The organism is Quyinboa mangrovi (assembly GCF_042219825.1).
Taxonomy (GTDB): domain Bacteria; phylum Bacteroidota; class Bacteroidia; order Bacteroidales; family UBA5342; genus JBHJHP01.
The window spans coordinates 393,875-412,991 of record NZ_JBHJHQ010000006.1 but is presented as its reverse complement, the minus strand read 5'-3'; the positions used below and the strand labels follow the sequence as shown (position 1 = coordinate 412,991).

The 19,117-nt window shown below is 39.7% G+C and carries 11 protein-coding genes; 2 read left to right on the top strand and 9 right to left on the bottom strand.

Features of this window, described 5'->3' with window-relative positions; translation table 11 throughout:
* The first annotated feature begins 93 nt into the window (after positions 1–93).
* Positions 94–804 (top strand): GntR family transcriptional regulator, encoded by a 711-nt coding sequence (locus tag ACE1ET_RS14905; protein ID WP_375729220.1) that lies wholly within the window; start codon positions 94–96, stop codon positions 802–804.
* A 374-nt stretch (positions 805–1,178) separates the two neighbouring features.
* On the opposite strand, the gene ACE1ET_RS14900 is transcribed toward ACE1ET_RS14905, so the two are convergent.
* The gene (locus tag ACE1ET_RS14900; protein WP_375729219.1) at positions 1,179–2,150 is read right to left on the bottom strand and encodes a hypothetical protein; all 972 of its coding nucleotides are present in this window, start codon (positions 2,148–2,150) and stop codon (positions 1,179–1,181) included.
* Between the two features lie 121 nt (positions 2,151–2,271).
* Positions 2,272–2,670 (bottom strand): hypothetical protein, encoded by a 399-nt coding sequence (locus ACE1ET_RS14895; RefSeq protein ID WP_375729218.1) that lies wholly within the window; start codon positions 2,668–2,670, stop codon positions 2,272–2,274.
* A 184-nt stretch (positions 2,671–2,854) separates the two neighbouring features.
* Here ACE1ET_RS14895 and trhO point away from each other — a divergent pair, with 184 nt between their 5' ends.
* Positions 2,855–3,889 (top strand): oxygen-dependent tRNA uridine(34) hydroxylase TrhO, encoded by a 1,035-nt coding sequence (trhO, locus tag ACE1ET_RS14890; protein ID WP_375729217.1) that lies wholly within the window; start codon positions 2,855–2,857, stop codon positions 3,887–3,889.
* A gap of 2 nt (positions 3,890–3,891) precedes the next feature.
* Here the strand turns inward: trhO and ACE1ET_RS14885 are convergent, their stop codons facing one another.
* The 7 genes from ACE1ET_RS14885 to ACE1ET_RS14855 form a co-directional block, all read right to left on the bottom strand.
* Positions 3,892–4,992 (bottom strand): hypothetical protein, encoded by a 1,101-nt coding sequence (locus ACE1ET_RS14885; RefSeq protein WP_375729216.1) that lies wholly within the window; start codon positions 4,990–4,992, stop codon positions 3,892–3,894.
* Between the two features lie 27 nt (positions 4,993–5,019).
* Entirely contained in the window at positions 5,020–6,813 is a 1,794-nt protein-coding gene (gene argS / locus ACE1ET_RS14880; RefSeq protein WP_375729215.1) for an arginine--tRNA ligase, read from the bottom strand.
* A 24-nt stretch (positions 6,814–6,837) separates the two neighbouring features.
* Positions 6,838–9,303, bottom strand: coding sequence for a phenylalanine--tRNA ligase subunit beta (gene pheT, locus ACE1ET_RS14875; protein WP_375729214.1), 2,466 nt, complete (start codon positions 9,301–9,303; stop codon positions 6,838–6,840).
* 791 nt (positions 9,304–10,094) lie between these two features.
* On the bottom strand, positions 10,095–13,781 hold the full coding sequence (gene purL / locus ACE1ET_RS14870) for a phosphoribosylformylglycinamidine synthase (protein ID WP_375729213.1): 3,687 nt from the start codon (positions 13,779–13,781) through the stop codon (positions 10,095–10,097).
* Positions 13,782–13,951: 170 nt separating this feature from the next.
* The gene (locus ACE1ET_RS14865; protein ID WP_375729212.1) at positions 13,952–16,069 is read right to left on the bottom strand and encodes a PEGA domain-containing protein; all 2,118 of its coding nucleotides are present in this window, start codon (positions 16,067–16,069) and stop codon (positions 13,952–13,954) included.
* 14 nt (positions 16,070–16,083) lie between these two features.
* Positions 16,084–18,249 (bottom strand): protein kinase domain-containing protein, encoded by a 2,166-nt coding sequence (locus ACE1ET_RS14860; RefSeq protein ID WP_375729211.1) that lies wholly within the window; start codon positions 18,247–18,249, stop codon positions 16,084–16,086.
* Entirely contained in the window at positions 18,249–19,115 is an 867-nt protein-coding gene (locus ACE1ET_RS14855) for a PP2C family protein-serine/threonine phosphatase (protein ID WP_375729210.1), read from the bottom strand. Before ACE1ET_RS14855 ends, ACE1ET_RS14860 begins: the two co-directional genes overlap by 1 nt.
* Positions 19,116–19,117: the final 2 nt, after the last annotated feature.

The following is a 19,117-nucleotide window of genomic DNA, read 5'->3' as shown; positions in this document are numbered from 1 at the left end:
TATAACAATAAACTTGTATTTACAAGTTGGCCAAACAATTTTTTTTACATACTTTTGAAAGCTGGATTTTGAATCACACTAAAACAGGCAAAAATGGAACAGAATTTACCGCAATACAGAAGGCTTTATGAGATTCTGAGACGGAACATTATTAACGGAATGTATCCGGAGGGTAGCCTGTTGCCATCAGAAAATGACCTGTGCCGCATACATAATATCACCAGACCCACAGTTCGTCAGGCTTTAACAGCTCTGGTCAGTGATGGATACATTAAAAAGCAGAAAGGAAAGGGAAGTATTGTAAATGCCTTGCCGAAAAATATCGGCATTCTCTCCATACAAAGTACCACCTCGGCTGTTGGTGATCAGAATTTGAAAACAAAAATCATTGTAAAACCGGAAATCCGCCCCTGGCCGGAAGATTTTATTTTTCCTGTTGATGATGATATTAAAGCATTGGGGTGTATTTATTTTGAACGCCTGCGGTTTTTAAATAATGATCCTATTTTTTATGATATCAGCTATATGCCAAACATCAATATGCCAAGGTTTACGACTTTAAAGCTTGAAGACCGGTCCCTATTTGATGTGCTGCGATCCAACTATCAGGTCGAAATTAAGGGTGGTGAACAAAACCTGAAAGCGATAATTGCTGATGATAACATCAGTAACTTTCTGAAAATAAAACCCGGCAGTCCGGTATTAAACCTGGAACGAAAGATTGAGACCAACCGTGTTGGGTATCACTTCTACTCCATCATTTATTGCAACACTTCTAAATACGCCTTAGCGGGGATATTTTAAAAAGTCAATAGAACCAAGACACAAGCATCAAGATACCTATTCCCCAGGTGAATATTTACATCATGGCTATAATCGCCCGGTGATATGCAGAAATTCCTCATTCCGATGTGATCCGAAGCCTTGTTGCAAAGGTTCTGTAATTTATAATTGACTTTGCTTGCGGCCTTGATTTGTTTGTATTTCATCTATGAACAACATTCCCGGCCTTGATTTGCACGGCGCCTATATCCCATGGTTGCATTCGTTACACTCATTTACCATTGGCTACCAATATTTGCCCCTTACAGGGTCATCATTTATATTAACTAGTGAAATAAACCTTCAAACTATTTTTAACATGCCAAATAAGCTCACCTGAAAATTTCATTGCTATTTTATTTATTATATGCTTCAAATGCCTTATTTATTACTTCCTTTTTCTTATAATAAATCGGCCAGGAAAATCCAAGGCACACCATTCCTACACCTATTCCTACGACATTAAAAACCGGAAATTTATTTATGTCCTTAGTTGCTAAAGGTAAAGTAGTAAAACTTCCAACGATTAATGCGCCACTTAAAATATATATAAACGTACTTGTACTATTTAAATTTTTCAACTCATTAATATATACCATTGATTTTTCATTATCTGACATATCAAATTTTAGAGACCTATACTTCGTCTTCTTTAAATTACCAAGGCCTATATTATAATATGTGAAATGATTTGTTCCTCCAAATGAGGCCCCAAATCCAGGTTGACTACTAAATTTTCCATTGTTATAAACGTAATTATTTGTTTGAATTAAACCTGGAGTAGATGTTTTTTCATAAAGGTTTATTTTACCTGAACTTGTCCTTTTGGCAAACCCATTTCCACCAGAATACCCCATCATGCTAACATTTGCATACAATCCTCTTCCATCAGAAAAAAACCTTATTTCATTCATTCTAATTTTTTTCCCGTCCATTGAAATATAAGGTTGTCCAAATGCAACAGATTTGTAAATCAAATTAGAATTAGCCTTTATAATATGATTTTCTTCATCTACATAAAACAACTCTCTATTCTTAACATATTGATTAAGCTCTATAATTTCCCTTCCAATACGATTTTTATAATTAATAAACTCCTCAAGATCCATTTGAATACCATCAACAATTATTTCCGAAATTTTTTCAGCATTTAGGGACATATTAATCAACAGCTGATTACTGTAAATCATAAATCGTAAATTCCCATCATCAACTTTCAGAACTTTACATTCAAATTCCTCTCCCGTTTTTGTAATTATTTTATCCTGAGACAACAAGGAATTATAATTAATAATTATGAGCAATAGATAGAAAAGCAATTTCTTCATAACAAATAGGTTTTGTTGGTTAATTAATATTTACAAACAGATTCTTTAATTACGACACTAAATTAACAATTATTCACAAACAACAAAATGAATTTAATATGGGAAATTAGGCTAAGTCAAATTATTCTTTTATCCCACGAACCGTAAACACAATCCACAAAATCAGGAATATTAAAGCCATTCCAATCAATCCGGATGCCAGCAAATTTTTAGTACTAATCTCAATATAGTGATGAAGTATCACCATTCCCAACCAGAAAATCAACGATGTAAAATAGGAAATGGCTGCTACTTTATGCGCAATTTTCCTTGCCAGTTCATCCTCTGGTGTATATCCATCCTTTTTCCCTTTAATCCTGCCATAGCTCAACACAATTCCCGAGAAGAAAAACGCAACTAATACAACAATAAAAACAATCTCCATGACCTCTGAATCGGATTCTTTTGTCTGAAACAGAATTATTCCTGACAAGACCAAAACCCAGGTCAGGACAAATAGAGGAAGAAACAGCTTTTTCATACTTGTGGATTTAAAAAACCGGGTAATAAAGTTATGAATATTCAGGTTCAGTAACAATATTCTGTATTATTCACAGGGTGAATAATACAGATATTTAAATAATCACCCGGTGAATATCTATGCTATTATTTTAATTTGTTCTAAATAAATTAATCAATTATTTTTGCAGGCAAATTTTCTGATTATGGATCCGTACGGAGGCAAATTAAAACTCATCAATAAACTCGGGCGTGAACAGTTGCTTGAACGTCTGAACAGCGAAACATTCAAACGTACAACCATTTCGTTTTACCGTTATGTTATTCTCGAAGATCCGATGGAGATGCGTAACCTCCTATTTAAAACATGGAATGAACTTGGTTGTCTGGGTCGTATCTATGTAGCAAAAGAAGGGATCAATGCACAGATGAATATACCGGAACATAATTTTGAAGCCTTTAAGTCACACCTTTACTCCATTCCTGAATTCAGGGATGTTCCTTTTAAGTTTGCTATTGAAGATGATGGCAAATCGTTTATTAAACTATCGGTCAAAGTCAGACGACAAATAGTATCTGACGGTCTGAAACCAAAAGATTATGACGTGACCAACGTTGGAAAACACCTGACTGCTGAAGAGTGGAACCGTAAGATTGAAGAAGGTGCTTTGGTCGTGGATATGCGCAATTACTACGAGAGTGAAATCGGTCATTTTCAGGGCGCGAAGTTACCGCAGGCTGAAACATTCCGTGATGAATTACCGGAAGTACTGGATATGCTGAAAGGCCATGAGGACAAACCTGTACTCCTTTACTGTACCGGTGGTGTACGGTGTGAAAAGACCAGTGCGTACCTGAAACATCACGGATTTAAGCATGTCAATCAGTTGTATGGTGGTGTCATTGAATACACCCGACAGGTGAATCACAACAACCTGGAGAACAAATTCAAAGGCAAAAACTTTGTATTCGACAAGCGACTGGGAGAACGGATTTCAGATGAGATCATCGCACATTGCCATCAGTGTGGCAAACCCTGCGATACACATACCAATTGTAAAAACTCACATTGCAACCTTCTGTTTATTCAATGCGAGGAATGCAAAACCAAACACGACGGATGTTGCTCGGATCGCTGTGAGACCATTTATCATACACCGGAAGAGAAAAAGAAAGACGTTATGAAAGAACTGGGTTTTGTTAAATCACCGCGCTACTACCGTCACGACTGTTCGTTATAGGTTCACGTAAATACCACATCGCCATCACCATCCTGAAACGTTAATCCGTCATTTTCATTTTCCGTAAATGAAGCATATATATTCATACTGAACGGACGGTGCTTTATAAAAGGAGATTTCAAAGATTTAAGTTTTTCTGCCATTTCTGAATCCAGAACCGTTAATGTTTTGATTTTGTGTTCAGCACAATAGTTCATCAGAAACTCTGCTATAATATCCGGATCCGCACTTCCAAATCGGTATAAAAATTTCAGATTGCCCTTTTGACGGGAAAGAATTAATCTGGTTTCTTCTCCTGATACCTTATGAACCAATGTGACAAAAAGGTATTCAAAAAAATCAAGATAGGATGTAAACGGATAATTGATTCTATCTAATTTATCCGTTGATACCCATGTATAATTAAAAATCCACTTAAATTCCTTCACCGCTCTTTTTAAGGGTGAAATGGTATCCATACAGTTATTGAGAAATGATATAGTTGGTGAAGAATCCAGATAAACCGAATAAGCGCTCAGGTCATATTTGGAAAACAATCGTGCTTTTATTTTTGCATAGGACGTAATAAATGGATCAATAAGAAATGAAAAAGCATTAATAAGCTTATATTCTTCTCTTCCACTGGTGAATGTTTTTACATCAATATTACCGTAAAAACGAGCTCCGGTTCTTTGACTTAAAAGCTTAAACTGACCGGTTTTATGGTATAATTTGTGTGAGGCATCAGCATAATTGGTATACATCAGGCGGCCTTCCCAATCTTCATACATTTCCCGAAGCAGCAGATCAGAATATCCTTTTCTTCTTTCATCCGGATCCACCCAGTTTCCGCTGCACCAGCCAAAGTTGTAAAGCTTTTTTCCCAGAACGATCTGATCCGCAAAAACGGTCCTAAATGCAATGAGTCGCTTTTCAGAAATTAAAAGATATAAAGAAATATGATCTTTAACGGACCGGGGATTGTGAATATAGGATTGTACACGTTGCGGTGAAATTGGCTTAATACTCAGATTTCTATAAAAATCACCAGAGACAAATTCAGCCAACTCTGAAACATGATACTTTTGAATATGAAGTTTATCAGAAACCTTTTTTTCAATCATAAGCCTTCATGTTTCATTATACGCCGTTTACATTCGCTCAGGTACTTCAATTCCAAGCAGACTTAGAGCCGTTTCAACGGTTTCGCCTGTTGTTTTTGAAATCAGCAGGCGAAGCTGCTTTTTCTTTTCATCTTCTTCACCCAGAATGGTACAGTCGTGATAAAACTGGTTGTATTCTTTAACCAGCTCATACGCATAATTGGCAATTAACGCCGGACTGTAATTATCACCGGCACTTTTCACCACCTGTGGAAAATTGGATAAGCGCTTGATTACGATGCTCTCTTTTTCATTCAGTTCAATATCCGGATCTGCTTTACCGGTAACTGTAATTCCGGTATCTGCTGCTTTACGTAATACAGACTGAATCCTGGCATAGGTATATTGTATGAACGGGCCTGTATTCCCATTAAAATCAATAGATTCCTTTGGATTAAAGGTCATGTTTTTGCGCGGATCAACTTTTAAAATAAAGTATTTCAGAGCTCCCAATGCAACAATTCGAAAAATGTTTGCTGCTTCCTCATCAGAAAAACCTTCCAGTTTTCCCAGTTCGAGAGAAACTTCCCTGGCTGTATTGGTCATATCCTTAATCAGATCATCCGCATCAACCACAGTGCCTTCGCGGGATTTCATTTTTCCTTCAGGTAGTTCCACCATACCGTAAGAGAAATGAACCAAATCCTTACCCCATTCAAAACCCAACTTATCCAACAAAATAGATAACACCTGGAAATGGTAATTCTGTTCATTACCAACCACGTAAATCATCTTGTCGATGTTGTAGTCCTCATATCGCAGTTTTGCCGTTCCGATATCCTGGGTCATATAGACTGATGTGCCATCGCTTCTCAGAAGTATTTTTTCATCCAGTCCGTCTTTGGTAAGATCAGCCCATACGGAGCCATCATTCCGGCGGTAAAATACACCATTTTTAAGGCCTTCCAATACTTTCTCTTTGCCTTCAAGGTAGGTATCCGACTCGTAGTAAATTTTATCAAAAGCCACACCCAAGGCCTTGTAAGTTTCATCAAAACCGGCATAAACCCAACTGTTCATGGTTTCCCAAAGCGTATATACTTCATCGTCTTTTGCTTCCCACTTCCGCAGCATCTCACGGGCTTCAGACATCAAAACGGAAGCTTTCTCCGCTTCTTCCTTTGTCATGCCCTGAGCCTGCAGGTCTGCCAGTTCCTTTTTATATTCCTGATCGAACTTCACATAGTATTTACCAATCAGATGGTCGCCTTTCATGCCCGTTGATTCCGGTGTTTCACCTTCACCCCATTTTTGCCAGGCCAGCATGGATTTACAAATGTGAATACCCCTGTCGTTAACAATATTGGTTTTAACCACTTTATTACCATTGGCTTCCATGACCTTAACTAATGAAAATCCCAACAGATTATTGCGGATATGTCCTAGATGAAGCGGCTTATTGGTATTTGGCGATGAATATTCAATCATCACCAGCGGGGAATCTTCATTTACTGCTTTAAGACCATAGTTCTCCGTAGCTGCAATGGTATTCAATTGTTCGATTAACTTTTCTTCCCCAAGCAACAGGTTCAAAAAACCATTCACCACATTGAAATCTGAAATAAAACCTTGTTCTTTAAGGTAAGACCCTATTTCTTCTGCAGTATCCTGTGGTTTCTTTTTTGATGCTTTTAAATAGGGAAAAACAACCAGTGTTAAATCACCTTCAAAATCTTTCCGGGTCTGCTGAAATTGAACGGATTCAACCTCCTGTTCCAACTGATATAATGTTGCCAGTGCTTCTGTTACAGCTTTCTTTAACTGAACCTGAACGTTCTCCATCTTTTTACTCTGATCGTTTGAAAATTATCGTAACTGTGCATCCAACTGATGTTCGTAGGCTTTTATCAGACGGTGCATAATTTTATCTATATCTTTATCTTTCAATGTTTTGTTCTCATCCTGAAGAATAAAACTTACCGCGTACGATTTTTTACCGTTTGGCAAATTCTTACCTTCATAAACATCGAACAGGGACACTTCCTTTAACAAATTTGACTCTGTTTTATAGGCTATCTTTTCAACTTCCTCAAACCGTGTAGTTTTATCCAGTAACAGCGCCAGATCACGTCGTACTTCCTGGTATTTACTGATCTCTTTATAAGCTGTGGTTACCTCCTTTATTTCTTTCAGAACCACGTCCCAGTTGAAGTCGGCATAGTAAACTTCATTATCAATGTCAAACTGTTTCTGTAATTTTTTGGCCACCTTACCAAAATACACCAGCGTATCGCCTTTCCGGGTCAGATATGTCATGCCGTAATCAAGCAAATCATCGTCTTCCACCTCGCCACCAATCAATGAACCGGAATGAATACCCAGTTTTTTCAATGCATTGAGAACATACGCTTTCAGGTCGTAGAAATCCATCTCTTTCTGAGCCTGATTCCATATTTCTTTTGATCCGAAACCTGTAATAGCAAGCGCCAGATGCTGTACCTCGGAATATGCTGCCAAAGCAACGCCATCCTTTAAATCTTCTTTTTTATCAAAATAATAGCAGTTTCCGAATTCATACAGTTTCAGATCACTGTTTCTTCTGTTCTGATTATATACCACAGATTCAAGCACACCAAATAAGAGTGTCTGTCTCATGGCATTCAAATCTATGCTCAAAGGATTCAATATCTCAACAAGATGCTCCGACTTAAAGGTTTCCAGACCTTCATAATAAGACGCTTTGGTAAGCGAATTATTCATAATTTCGTAAAAACCCTGGGCTGAAAGTAAATCACCTACCATGTTTTTCACCCGATGATCATCAGGCTTTTTGGCATATGAAATGGTTGAGTGTACCGTATCGGATAATTCAACCTTATTATAGCCGTAGATCCTGAGGATATCTTCCATCACATCTGCTTCCCTCTGAACATCAACCCGATAGGTCGGCACTTCAAGTTTCAGAATATCACCTTTGTCATCTGCTACCTTTATTTCAAGACTATTGAGGATATTCAGAATAATCTCTTTAGTCAGGTTTTTGTCTATGATTTTTTGTGTTCTGGACACCGAAAATTCCACCTCAAAAGGTTTTACCGGTTCCGGATAAATATCCACGACCTCAGAACTGATCTCACCACCTGCAATTTCTTTAATAAGCATGGCAGCCCGTTTCAGTGCATACACTGTTCCGGCCGGATCAATTCCCCGCTCAAAACGGAAAGAACTGTCGGTACTAATCTGATGGCGACGTGCGGTCTTACGCACCCAAACCGGATTAAAGTAGGCACTTTCAAGGAATATTTTAGTTGTGCTTTCGGTTACACCTGAATCCAGACCACCAAATACACCACCGATACACATCCCATCCGTTTCATTACAGATCATCAGGTCCTGATCGCTCATCTCACGATCCAGTTCATCGAGTGTTGTAAATTTTGTACCGTCTGCAAGTGTTCTGACCACTATTTTATTACCCGCAATTTTGTCTCCGTCAAAGGCATGTAAAGGTTGTCCAAGTTCATGCAATACAAAGTTGGTCACATCAACCACATTGTTGATCGGGTTCATACCGATAGAAACGAGGCGTTTCTTTAACCAATCAGGAGATTCCTTTACGGTAAGACCTGAAATGGTTACGCCACTGTACCTCGGACAGGCCTCATGATTTGCAACGCCTACATCCAGCGTATAATTTGTATGGTCAACTTTAAAATCGTCTACCGAAGGCCAGTTGACTGTAATATCTTCGTTTTCCTGTTGCAGATAGGCAGCCAGGTCACGCGCCACACCAATGTGTGAACCGGCATCTATACGGTTTGGCGTCAAATCTACCTCTATCATATAGTCAGATTCCACCTTGAAGTAATCGCTGGCCAATGTTCCCGGAACGGCTTCGGGATCCAGTACCATGATGCCGTCGTGAGAACTGCCCAAACCGACTTCATCCTCTGCACAGATCATCCCTTCAGATACCTCACCCCGTATTTTTGCTTTCTTAATCGTAAAACTGTCATCACCCATAAAAAGGGTTGTACCAACCGTTGCAACAATCACCTTCTGCCCGGCAGCCACATTCGGTGCACCACATACAATGGGTAAAGGCTCACCTGTACCAACATTCACTGTAGTACGGCTTAATTTATCGGCATTGGGATGTTTTTCACAGGTCAGTACCTCACCAACCACAATACCTTTCAGTCCACCCTTCACAGATTCCACCTCTTCCACACTACCTACCTCCAGTCCGATATCGGTTAAAATACCTGATAATTTGTGAACGTCTAAGTCTGTGTTGATGTAGCTTTTAAGCCAGTTATACGAAATATTCATAGTTCTTTTTTGTCCTTGTTTTCAAGATGTGCAAAAGTAATAAATTTAAAATTGATAACAATTCAATATATCTTTATTCTCATTGTAGAGACGCGATTAATCGCGTCTCTACAATGAGATACTGTCAAACCGGACAAAGAAAAAAACGCCCCAAAAAGATCGTTTTAATATTTCCAGCGAGGGCCTCACTCAAAGTGAAACCCTCGTTAAACCCAAATCCGTTCGCTCCGCCGAAGCTCTGGCTGGCTGGGAATTCCTTTTATACCATACTGTCGCCCGTACCGGGCTATATCTATACATCAGCTGATTTGAAATCGTGCTCATTTATCCACCCCATACCCTTTGGTTCCCTAAAGGGATCTCCCGATTTTTCTTACAAAAACTACCTTTAAGTTGTTCTTTTGAGATTAAATCTACATTTCAGATCCCTTTATTCAAATCTCATCAGGTATGACTCCGGATGGGGTCACATGTTTGTAGCATTCGTCGTTGCTACAAACATAGGACTCCGATAGGAGTCCAACCTTCGCTAAGTGAGCGGGTGACTTTGAGCCGCGCTAACGTTGAATTCAGGATTTCCCCTTTAGGGGCCAGGGGTGAGTGCAGCAAATGATATCTCGCGAAGTGAAAGTGCGATTAATGGATTTTCAACAATAAGAAAAATATTGTAGAGACGCGATTAATGGATTTTCTACAATATCGACACATTCGTATCGGACAATAAAAAAGCGACCCGGTTGGATCGCTTTTTTATATCTTTAGCGAGGGTTTCGCTTTAAGTGAAGCCCTTGTTAATTCTGTTCTTCCACCCACTTTCTGGCGTTCACAAACGCTTCGAGCCAGGGTGTGTATGCATCTCCTTTTCGGCCAGCAGGATAATGTGCCCATTGCCACGGGAAGATTGCGCGTTCCAGGTGTGGCATCATTGCCAGGTGACGGCCATTGTCAGAACAAACTGCTGCCGTGGCAAAATCAGAACCGTTTGGATTACCCGGATATTCATTGTATAAATATTTACCTGCAATGTTATATGCATTCTCTGGTTTAGGCATGGCAAATTTACCTTCCCCGTGTGCGACCCAAACACCAAGCTGACTTCCGGCCAATGTTTTCAGCATCACCGACTCATTGTGTTCTATCTTCATGGTCAGGAACGAACTTTCAAATTTATGGGATATGTTATGTTCCATTTTAGGTTTCACATCGTGATCAGGATAAACCAACCCAAGCTCCATCATTAGCTGACAGCCATTACAGATTCCGAGACTAAGTGTATCCTTGCGTGCGTAGAATTTTTCCAGTGCTTCCTTGGCTTTTGGATTATAAAGGAAAGCGCCGGCCCATCCTTTGGCTGATCCTAAAACATCGGAGTTAGAGAATCCGCCGACAAAAACAATGAAGTTCACATCTTCCAGTGTTTCCCTTCCCGTGATGAGGTCAGTCATATGCACATCTTTCACATCAAAGCCTGCCAGATACATGGAATAGGCCATTTCACGGTCACCGTTGACACCTTTTTCCCTGATAATAGCAGCTTTAACACCAGACCGGTTGCGCCGGTTCGGATCAACACCAATGTTTTCAAATTTACCCGTAAATGATGCATCAAAATTAAATTCAAGCGGCTGCGTCTTGTAATTATTGAAACGATCAGCAGCACATTTATCGCCACTCTGCTTGCGATCCAAAAGATAAGATGATTTATACCAGATATCACGCATATAATCAATGCCAAACTGATAGATTTCTCCATCTTTCTCAACCAGAACATGACGTTCATCTGTTGGTTTAGCAATTTCAGTAAACGCAATGCCGGCTTCATTTAAAATGGCATCTACTTTGTTTTTATCTGTAACCTGAACCAGAATTCCGGGGTTCTCGGCAAATATTATTTTTATCAGATCATCCTCATCTATCTCATCCAGGCTGACTTCAAGGCCACCTTCTGTGTTGGCAAAACACATTTCGAGTAAGGCTGTTATCATACCACCGGCAGAAATATCGTGTCCCGCAACGATCAACTCCTCTTCCACCAGTTTTTGAACTGCATTAAATGCTTTAATAAAATAATCGCTGTCCTTTACCGTCGGAACTTCTTTTCCGATACGGTTCAAAGCCTGAGCAAAAGCAGATCCACCCAGCTTAAATTTATCAAACGAAAAGTCTATGTAATAAACCGGCTTTTCAGGATCGTTGCTGATGACAGGACTCACAACCTTTTTCACATCACTGACCTCTCCTCCTGCTGAAATAATAACAGTTCCGGGGGACAATACTTTTTCGTCCCCGTATTTTTGGGTCATCGACATGGAATCTTTTCCGGTTGGGACATTGATGCCCAAATCCACACAAAAGTCACTGATGGCTTCTACTGCCTTATATAAGCGGGTATCTTCTCCCTCATTCTTACAAGGCCACATCCAGTTGGCACTCAGGCTAACGCTTTTCATATTATCTTTTAGCGGAGCCCAAACAATGTTGGTCAACGATTCAGCCACAGCCAGTACAGAACCGGCAGCAGGATCAATCATTGCAGCCTGCGGCGCATGTCCAATTGAAGAGGCAATCCCAGATTTCCCTCTGTAGTCCAGAGCGACAACACCCAGATCGTTCAATGGCAACTGAATTTCACCAGCTGTCTGCTGTTTGGCAACTTTTCCGGTTACCGACCGGTCAACTTTATTGGTGAGCCAGTCTTTGCAGGCTACGCCTTCCAGCTGCAACACCTGCTCAAGATATTCGTGTAAGTCCTTTATATCGTATTTTACATCATTGTAGGTCTCGTCAACAGTCACATCTTTCATGTAAGTGCGAGGTGGTTTACCAAACATATATTCCAACTGAATATCTATCGGCTTTATGCCATCGGCCTGTTTGAATATGAACATGTGATCGCCGGTTGCCTCACCAACAACGTACATCGGGGAGCGCTCACGTTCCGCAATTTTATAGACGTAATCAATGTTTTCGGTATTCAGGATCATACCCATACGTTCCTGCGACTCGTTTCCAATTATTTCCTTTGCAGACAGGGTTGGATCACCAACAGGTAGTTTATCCATATTAATTACACCACCTGTTTCCTCCAGTAATTCCGAGAGGCTGTTCAGATGTCCGCCGGCACCGTGATCGTGAATCGAAACGATCGGATTCTTTTCATCCTCACATAATGCACGGATCACATTGGCCGCACGTTTCTGCATTTCAGGGTTAGCCCGTTGCACCGCGTTCAGCTCAACCGCATTGGCATAGTGACCTGTATCAACAGAAGATACTGCTCCACCTCCCATACCGATACGGTAGTTATCGCCGCCGAGCAATACTACTTTATCGCCCTTTTTCGGATGCCCTTTCAACGCATCGGCTTTTTTTGCATAACCAACACCACCGGCCAGCATGATGACTTTATCGTAACCAAACTTTTTGGCGTTTTCGAAGTGCTCAAAGGTGAGCAATGAACCACAGATCAGTGGTTGTCCGAACTTATTTCCAAAATCTGATGCACCGTTGGATGCCTTAATCAGAATTTGCTCCGGAGTTTGATAGAGCCAGGGTCTGGGCTCCGTTACATCTTCCCAGTTCCGACCTTCTTCAGTTCTGGCATAAGAGGTCATATAAACCGCTGTACCAGCTATTGGCAAACTACCAATTCCGCCACCTAAACGGTCCCGGATCTCACCTCCTGACCCCGTTGATGCGCCATTGAATGGTTCAACTGTAGTGGGAAAGTTATGTGTTTCAGCCTTTATGGAAATAACACTTTCATAATCCTTTACGGCAAAAAAGTCAGGCTTATCCTGCGATTCCGGTGCAAACTGCTCGATAACAGGCCCTTCCAGAAAAGCTACATTATCTTTATACGCAGAAATGATAAAATTAGGATTCTCCTTTGATGTGCGTTTTATCAACTGAAACAGGGAGCTTTCCATTTCTTTTCCATCAATGATAAAGGTTCCGTTAAATATTTTATGGCGACAGTGTTCCGAGTTTACCTGAGAAAATCCGAACACTTCGCTGTCCGTCAGTTTTCGTCCGATATTTTTACTTACATCTTCCAGATACTCTATTTCGTCTGCACTCAAAGCCAATCCTTCCAGCTCGTTGTATGAGGAAATATCCTCGATATACACAATGGGATCAGGCTTTTTACTGATGGTAAAAATGGTTTGGTTCAACCCGCTATACATACGCTGCAACATCGGATCGTGTTCTGCATCCTCACTGCTTACCGGAAAGTATTCCTCAATCCGGCTAATGCCTTCTATGCCCATATTTTGGGTGATTTCGACCGCATTGGTACTCCACGGTGTAATCATCTCTTTACGTGGTCCTACATACCATCCATTCATGGCATCTGTATCAACAAAAACGGCTCCTGAATAGAGCCATGACAATTTACTGATATTTTCCGCGGAGAGGGGATTACTAACTTCTGTAGCAATGATTTTTTTGTCGGGAGACTGAAAAAAGAGTATCATGATGTTCCTGTTTCTGCTTTGTGCCGCAAAAATACAAAAAGCAATCTTAATAACAGAGCTACAAAATTGAATTTATTAACAAACAATGACGAATTTCGGGGTAGCAAAGGTGCCTAAAAACAAAAAGTCCGCTTCAGTTTAAAGCGGACTTTTATCTCTATATGTTTAACTTAGAATTTATAAACTAATCCAATATTAGTCGTTTGATTCCTTGGATTATAATACCCGGTCATCTTCAGCTTTTCGTATCTTTTCTTCTCTGATGGTGTTGCCAGGGTACGAATCATATTTATGCCCCATACGCCAACTGCCGTATATAACATGATATCGGAGTATAATTTATAATCATCCGATTCCTGCATCAACCTGTCATGTTCCGCATAATCATTTTGAAGCATGGCTTCTGCAGCTTCATCAGACAGATCCATGGATTTCTCATTTGTAAAATAGGATCCGGCACCCAAACCATAAAACAGAAATCCTCCTATTGCTGACGATTCCCCACGGGTTAAATAGGATCTCCCGGCACCAGGCCAGATCATTGTAAGTAATACCGCTGCTCCTTTACTTCTGTAATGCAAAGGTTCCATAAGGTACTCAAACTTTTCATCAGCATTTTCAATAGTAATCTCATCTTCAATGGTTTTAAACCCTTTTGCTTTGAGTTTCATTGAATATAAACCGCCCAACAGCACGTTTTTCTCATTGGAATTAAATTTCAATGTACTGTCAAGCAAAACTGTTCCTTTCTTAGGTTTTGATATAATGGTAACGCTACACATTTTTGACGGTAATTCAATTTCCTCAACCTGACCATTTTCTTTTACATCAATAGTCTTTTCAAAATCATTGTAGTACTTACTATTTTTAAAGGATAGTGTATGTTCACCTAATGCCAGTGGAATTGAGACGCTACCTGTTCCTACCATATCATCTCCAACCCATATTTCTGCATCGTTAGAATTAGTTAAAACATTAACCTTACAACCCGCCATCAAATTCACATGATAATTTAAGGTATCTGTTGCAGCAAAATCAATATCGAATGTTTCATCAGCAAAATCATCCTTTTTAATAATGAACTGATGCTTTCCTTCCAGGCCCTTTAATAAGAGAGGGGTACTTCCTGATAGTGCACCATCCATATAAACTTTTGCATCTTCAGGATTTGAAGAGACAAGAAACCCTTGCTCCAAAACCACAATAATGCTATCTGCAGTATTCTTTTTAAATGTTACCTCTTTTCTGATTACAGGATAGTCTTCTTTTTCAATTTGAATTTCATGATTTCCGGGTTCCATATCTACAAGAAACTTAGGACTCAACCCCACATATTCTCCGTCCAGGTAAATTTTTGCTTTTGCTGGTTCAGTCACTACAATAAATCCGCTCTTTAATTCCTCACCAATATAATTTGTCTTATTTTTCACAACATCAATATTCTTTTCCAGCGCCAGGAAACCATCTTTAACGAGTTTTAAAGTGTGTTCACCGACCGGAACTGAATCCAGAATCATAGAAGAGAAACCAACCATCTTTCCATCCAAATAGACTTTTGCCAAAGACGGATTTGTAGTGATAGATATTTTTCCAAATACCTGTTGCAACTGAAAGAATTCACGATAAGCCTTCCCTTCTTCTACCTCTATAACCTTAACCTGAGGATCAAAACTTTCCTTGCGCACTTCAATAACATGTGATCCGGTGGACAATCGTCCATTGTACATTTTTGTGCCCTCAAAATTATCATCAATATATATGTCAGCTTCCGGATTTGCCAGGATACTAATGGTTCCGTATCCGGCAGTCAATTCAGCAAAAGCTTTAGCCAGTTCGCTATTCCCGACACTGACATTTACGACAGCATCGTTATAATTTTCCTTTTTAACCACAAACCTGTAATCTCCCGGTGATATACCCTTTAAAGCCAAAGGTGTTTCACCCAGCAACTTTTCTCCGATATACACTGATGATTCAGTCGGCATACTGCTTATCAAAAGGTTTCCTGATGTCTGCGGCTGATTTTCGAATACTTTTGTCACCTGATTTGCTGTTACAACAACGGTATCACGAAATGAAAAAAGCGGAGAGAACTTTATTTCAATCGCATATTCTCCTGTTTCCACCTCTTCATTATACGGAGTAAACAATCCTGTTTCCCTGCCGTTTATTATTACCGGCAAATAACTTGAGTCACTGTCAATTATTAATGTCCCGGTTTCCTGGGCTGACACAAGCTGTAATCCACTCAGAATAAAAAGGAATAAACTAATTGTATAAATTCTCATCGTCAATAAATTTTTCATTTCCGTTCGTATCTCAACAAGACTCGGAAACCTGTCGTCCAGTCTTTTTTATCAGGATCCCAGCTTTCAGCATAATTTAATTCACACTGGTTAGACGGACTCACATAACTTCCGCCTTTTACACTTCCGTCCGCACACAGCTCTGCTACGTTTCCCGACATATCGTATAAACCAAAAGCATTTGGATTTTTCTGACCAACAGGCCTGGTAGATGCCATATTGGTATTTCCTTCATACCATCCAAAATCGCCAAGTGTATTGCTACCACTGTACTTAAATGAATCATTGGCTCTTGCAGCAAAATTCCATTCATCTACGGTAGGCAGACGAAAATCCATAGAAGTCTGTAATTTTAATTTAGTCAGGAAGTTCAGAATATCATATTTGTTTACATTTTCCACAGGATTATTCTGTCCTTTATTTACACTGGGATTATTTCCCATAATGCTCTGCCAAAGCTTTTGCGTTACTTCATATTTCCCAAGGTAATAATTACCGTTAGGCCCTTTTACAAGAACTAATGGAATCCCCATATTATCGAGCATAGAAAGTTGATCACTACTCAATATTGACCTTTGTTCTGCTTTTCGCTTAGCTTCTGCTTCGCGCTTCAGGCGTTCTTTTTCTGCCGCATCCTTTCGTGCTTTCTCCTCCTCCGCAAGTTTTAACTGATTTGCCTCCTCTTCCTTACGAGCTTTATCAGCCAGTTCTTTTCTAATTTTATCTGCTTCTTCCTCCTTAATTTTTTCAATTTCCTCTGCACTTAAAGCCGGGGTATTGTCATTTCCGGTTTCTGCTGTTTTTTCTGTACTTACGGGATCAGAATTCTGGATAACAGGCTGTTCGGTTGTTGTGGCAGGTATAACATTGGCAGTTGACACCTCTGTCTGCTTTTCTTTTTCTTCATTCCGTGCTCCTGCAATCAGTTCCTTTTCAGGCGTTTTTGCTTCAGTTTTTTGTGATTTACTGAATGATTCTGGCAGAAATCCCGGAGGTGCTGCAAAATACAGATATGCCGCTGCGCCAATTAAAACAGCAAACACAATTGATACAGGTAAGACCCACCGTCTTCTTTTCCTGTGCGAGAAATCATCTTTATACTCACCGCCACTTATTACCTGACTCTCATCACCGGAAATTTTTAATGTAGCGAAATTTTCTGAACCAGTATCTTTTTTCCCTTTTTGTTTCTTTTTAGAACCGGCCGGATTTCCTTTATAATCTTTGTTTTTAAGCGCCTCAACCAAAACTGAGCAATCCTGTATACGTTCATCCGGATCTTTGATTAAACAATCCAGTATCAAACGGTTGAGCCACATTGGAATGCTTTTCTCGTAAAACTTAGGCTCCTTGGGCCTTTCATTCAGCAAACTGTGAACTGTGGTCAGCGGATTTGAACTGTGGAATGGCACTTTACCCGTCAAACATTCGTAAATCATTACACCAAGGCTGTAAATATCTGCCCGGTGATCCACTTCTACTTTACCGGTTGCCTGTTCAGGACTCATATATTCAGGCGTCCCCACAACAGTTCCTGCCTGGCTCAAACGGGTTTCCCCGCGTACAAACACAATTCCGAAATCTGTTAATACAGGTTTTTGTTTGGTGACAATAACGTTTGCGGTTTTTATATCGCGGTGAACCAGATTCTTGCTATGCAAATAACCTAAAGCCTCGGCAAGGGGAATAATATATCTTATCGTCTGAGCAACAGATAGTTTACCGCCTTTTCTTATAATATCCCTTAACGTCTCACCTTCAAGGAATTCCATAGCCATATAATGAACTGTACCTATGGAGCCTACATCATAAATTTTAACGATGTTATCGTGATTTAATGATGCCCCAACTCTTGCTTCCCTTAAAAACCGATCAACAAATTCCTTTTCATGTATTAAATTCTGATGTATAACTTTTAATGCAACAGGACGTTGCAGGTTTTTTTGATTAGCTTTAAAAACAACAGCCATTCCACCGGACCCGACCACGCCACTTATTTCATAGGTTTCACCAAGCACCTGTTTTACAAGCGTATCCGGCTGACTATCTGCGACAAAAGATAGAGTATCAGAAGAAATTATGCTACCACAATGCCTACACTTGATAGCATTCTTTCGTATCAGCTCATCACAAAACGGACATCTTTTAGTTTCTTCAGCCATTAGCTATATTTCTTATTGAAAATTCGTTTTAATAAGTTGTTCTTATTATCTGCAGAATCTTCCACAGGTAAACTGAATTCTCTTAATTTTAATTCTTTTATATGTTTTACGCCAACTCTGACGAGAACGACTGAAATGTTATCATCACTTCCCATTTCATAGGCATATGCGACAAGACTTTTGGCGGCCTCATCCAGATCCTTTCTGCCCATAATAAAATTCTTGAACAGATTAATGTTAGTATTAATTCTGTCTGTCAATAATCCATCGGAGCATAATAAAAAGCTTTCACCTTCATTTAATTGCAAACAATTGCTGTCTGTCGGAAACAGATCAGCCTTCTCCATTCCGCCATCAATACATTTGGTGAGAATATGCGAATAATTATCTAAAATATCTTTAGGCAACTTCTCACCTTTTGCTTTCATAAAATCCTGAACATAAGAATGGTCTGTTGTTAACTGCTTATATTCATTACTGTTAAAGTAATATATTCTGCTATCTCCAATAGACGCCCAAACATACTTATTGTCGTGAATAAGAATACAAACCAGCGTTGTTCCCATACCATTCAGATTACGGTCACGGGAAATCTCATCATTAATTGCACCATGTGCTTTTTCGACAGCCATACCCAAATTCTCTTTGAGATTTGTCTCGTTTAACACAATACTGCTATCTTCAAAATGATTGATTAAGGCATTAATTGCCACATAACTTGCTAATTCACCTCCATTAGCACCCCCCATACCATCAGCCACCGCAAATATCCATGTATTCTCATTCAGCTGTTCTGCAGCCAGATAATCCTGATTGTATTCTCTACGGCCATGAAATGTGTATGGCGAAAATTCAATATTGTACATTC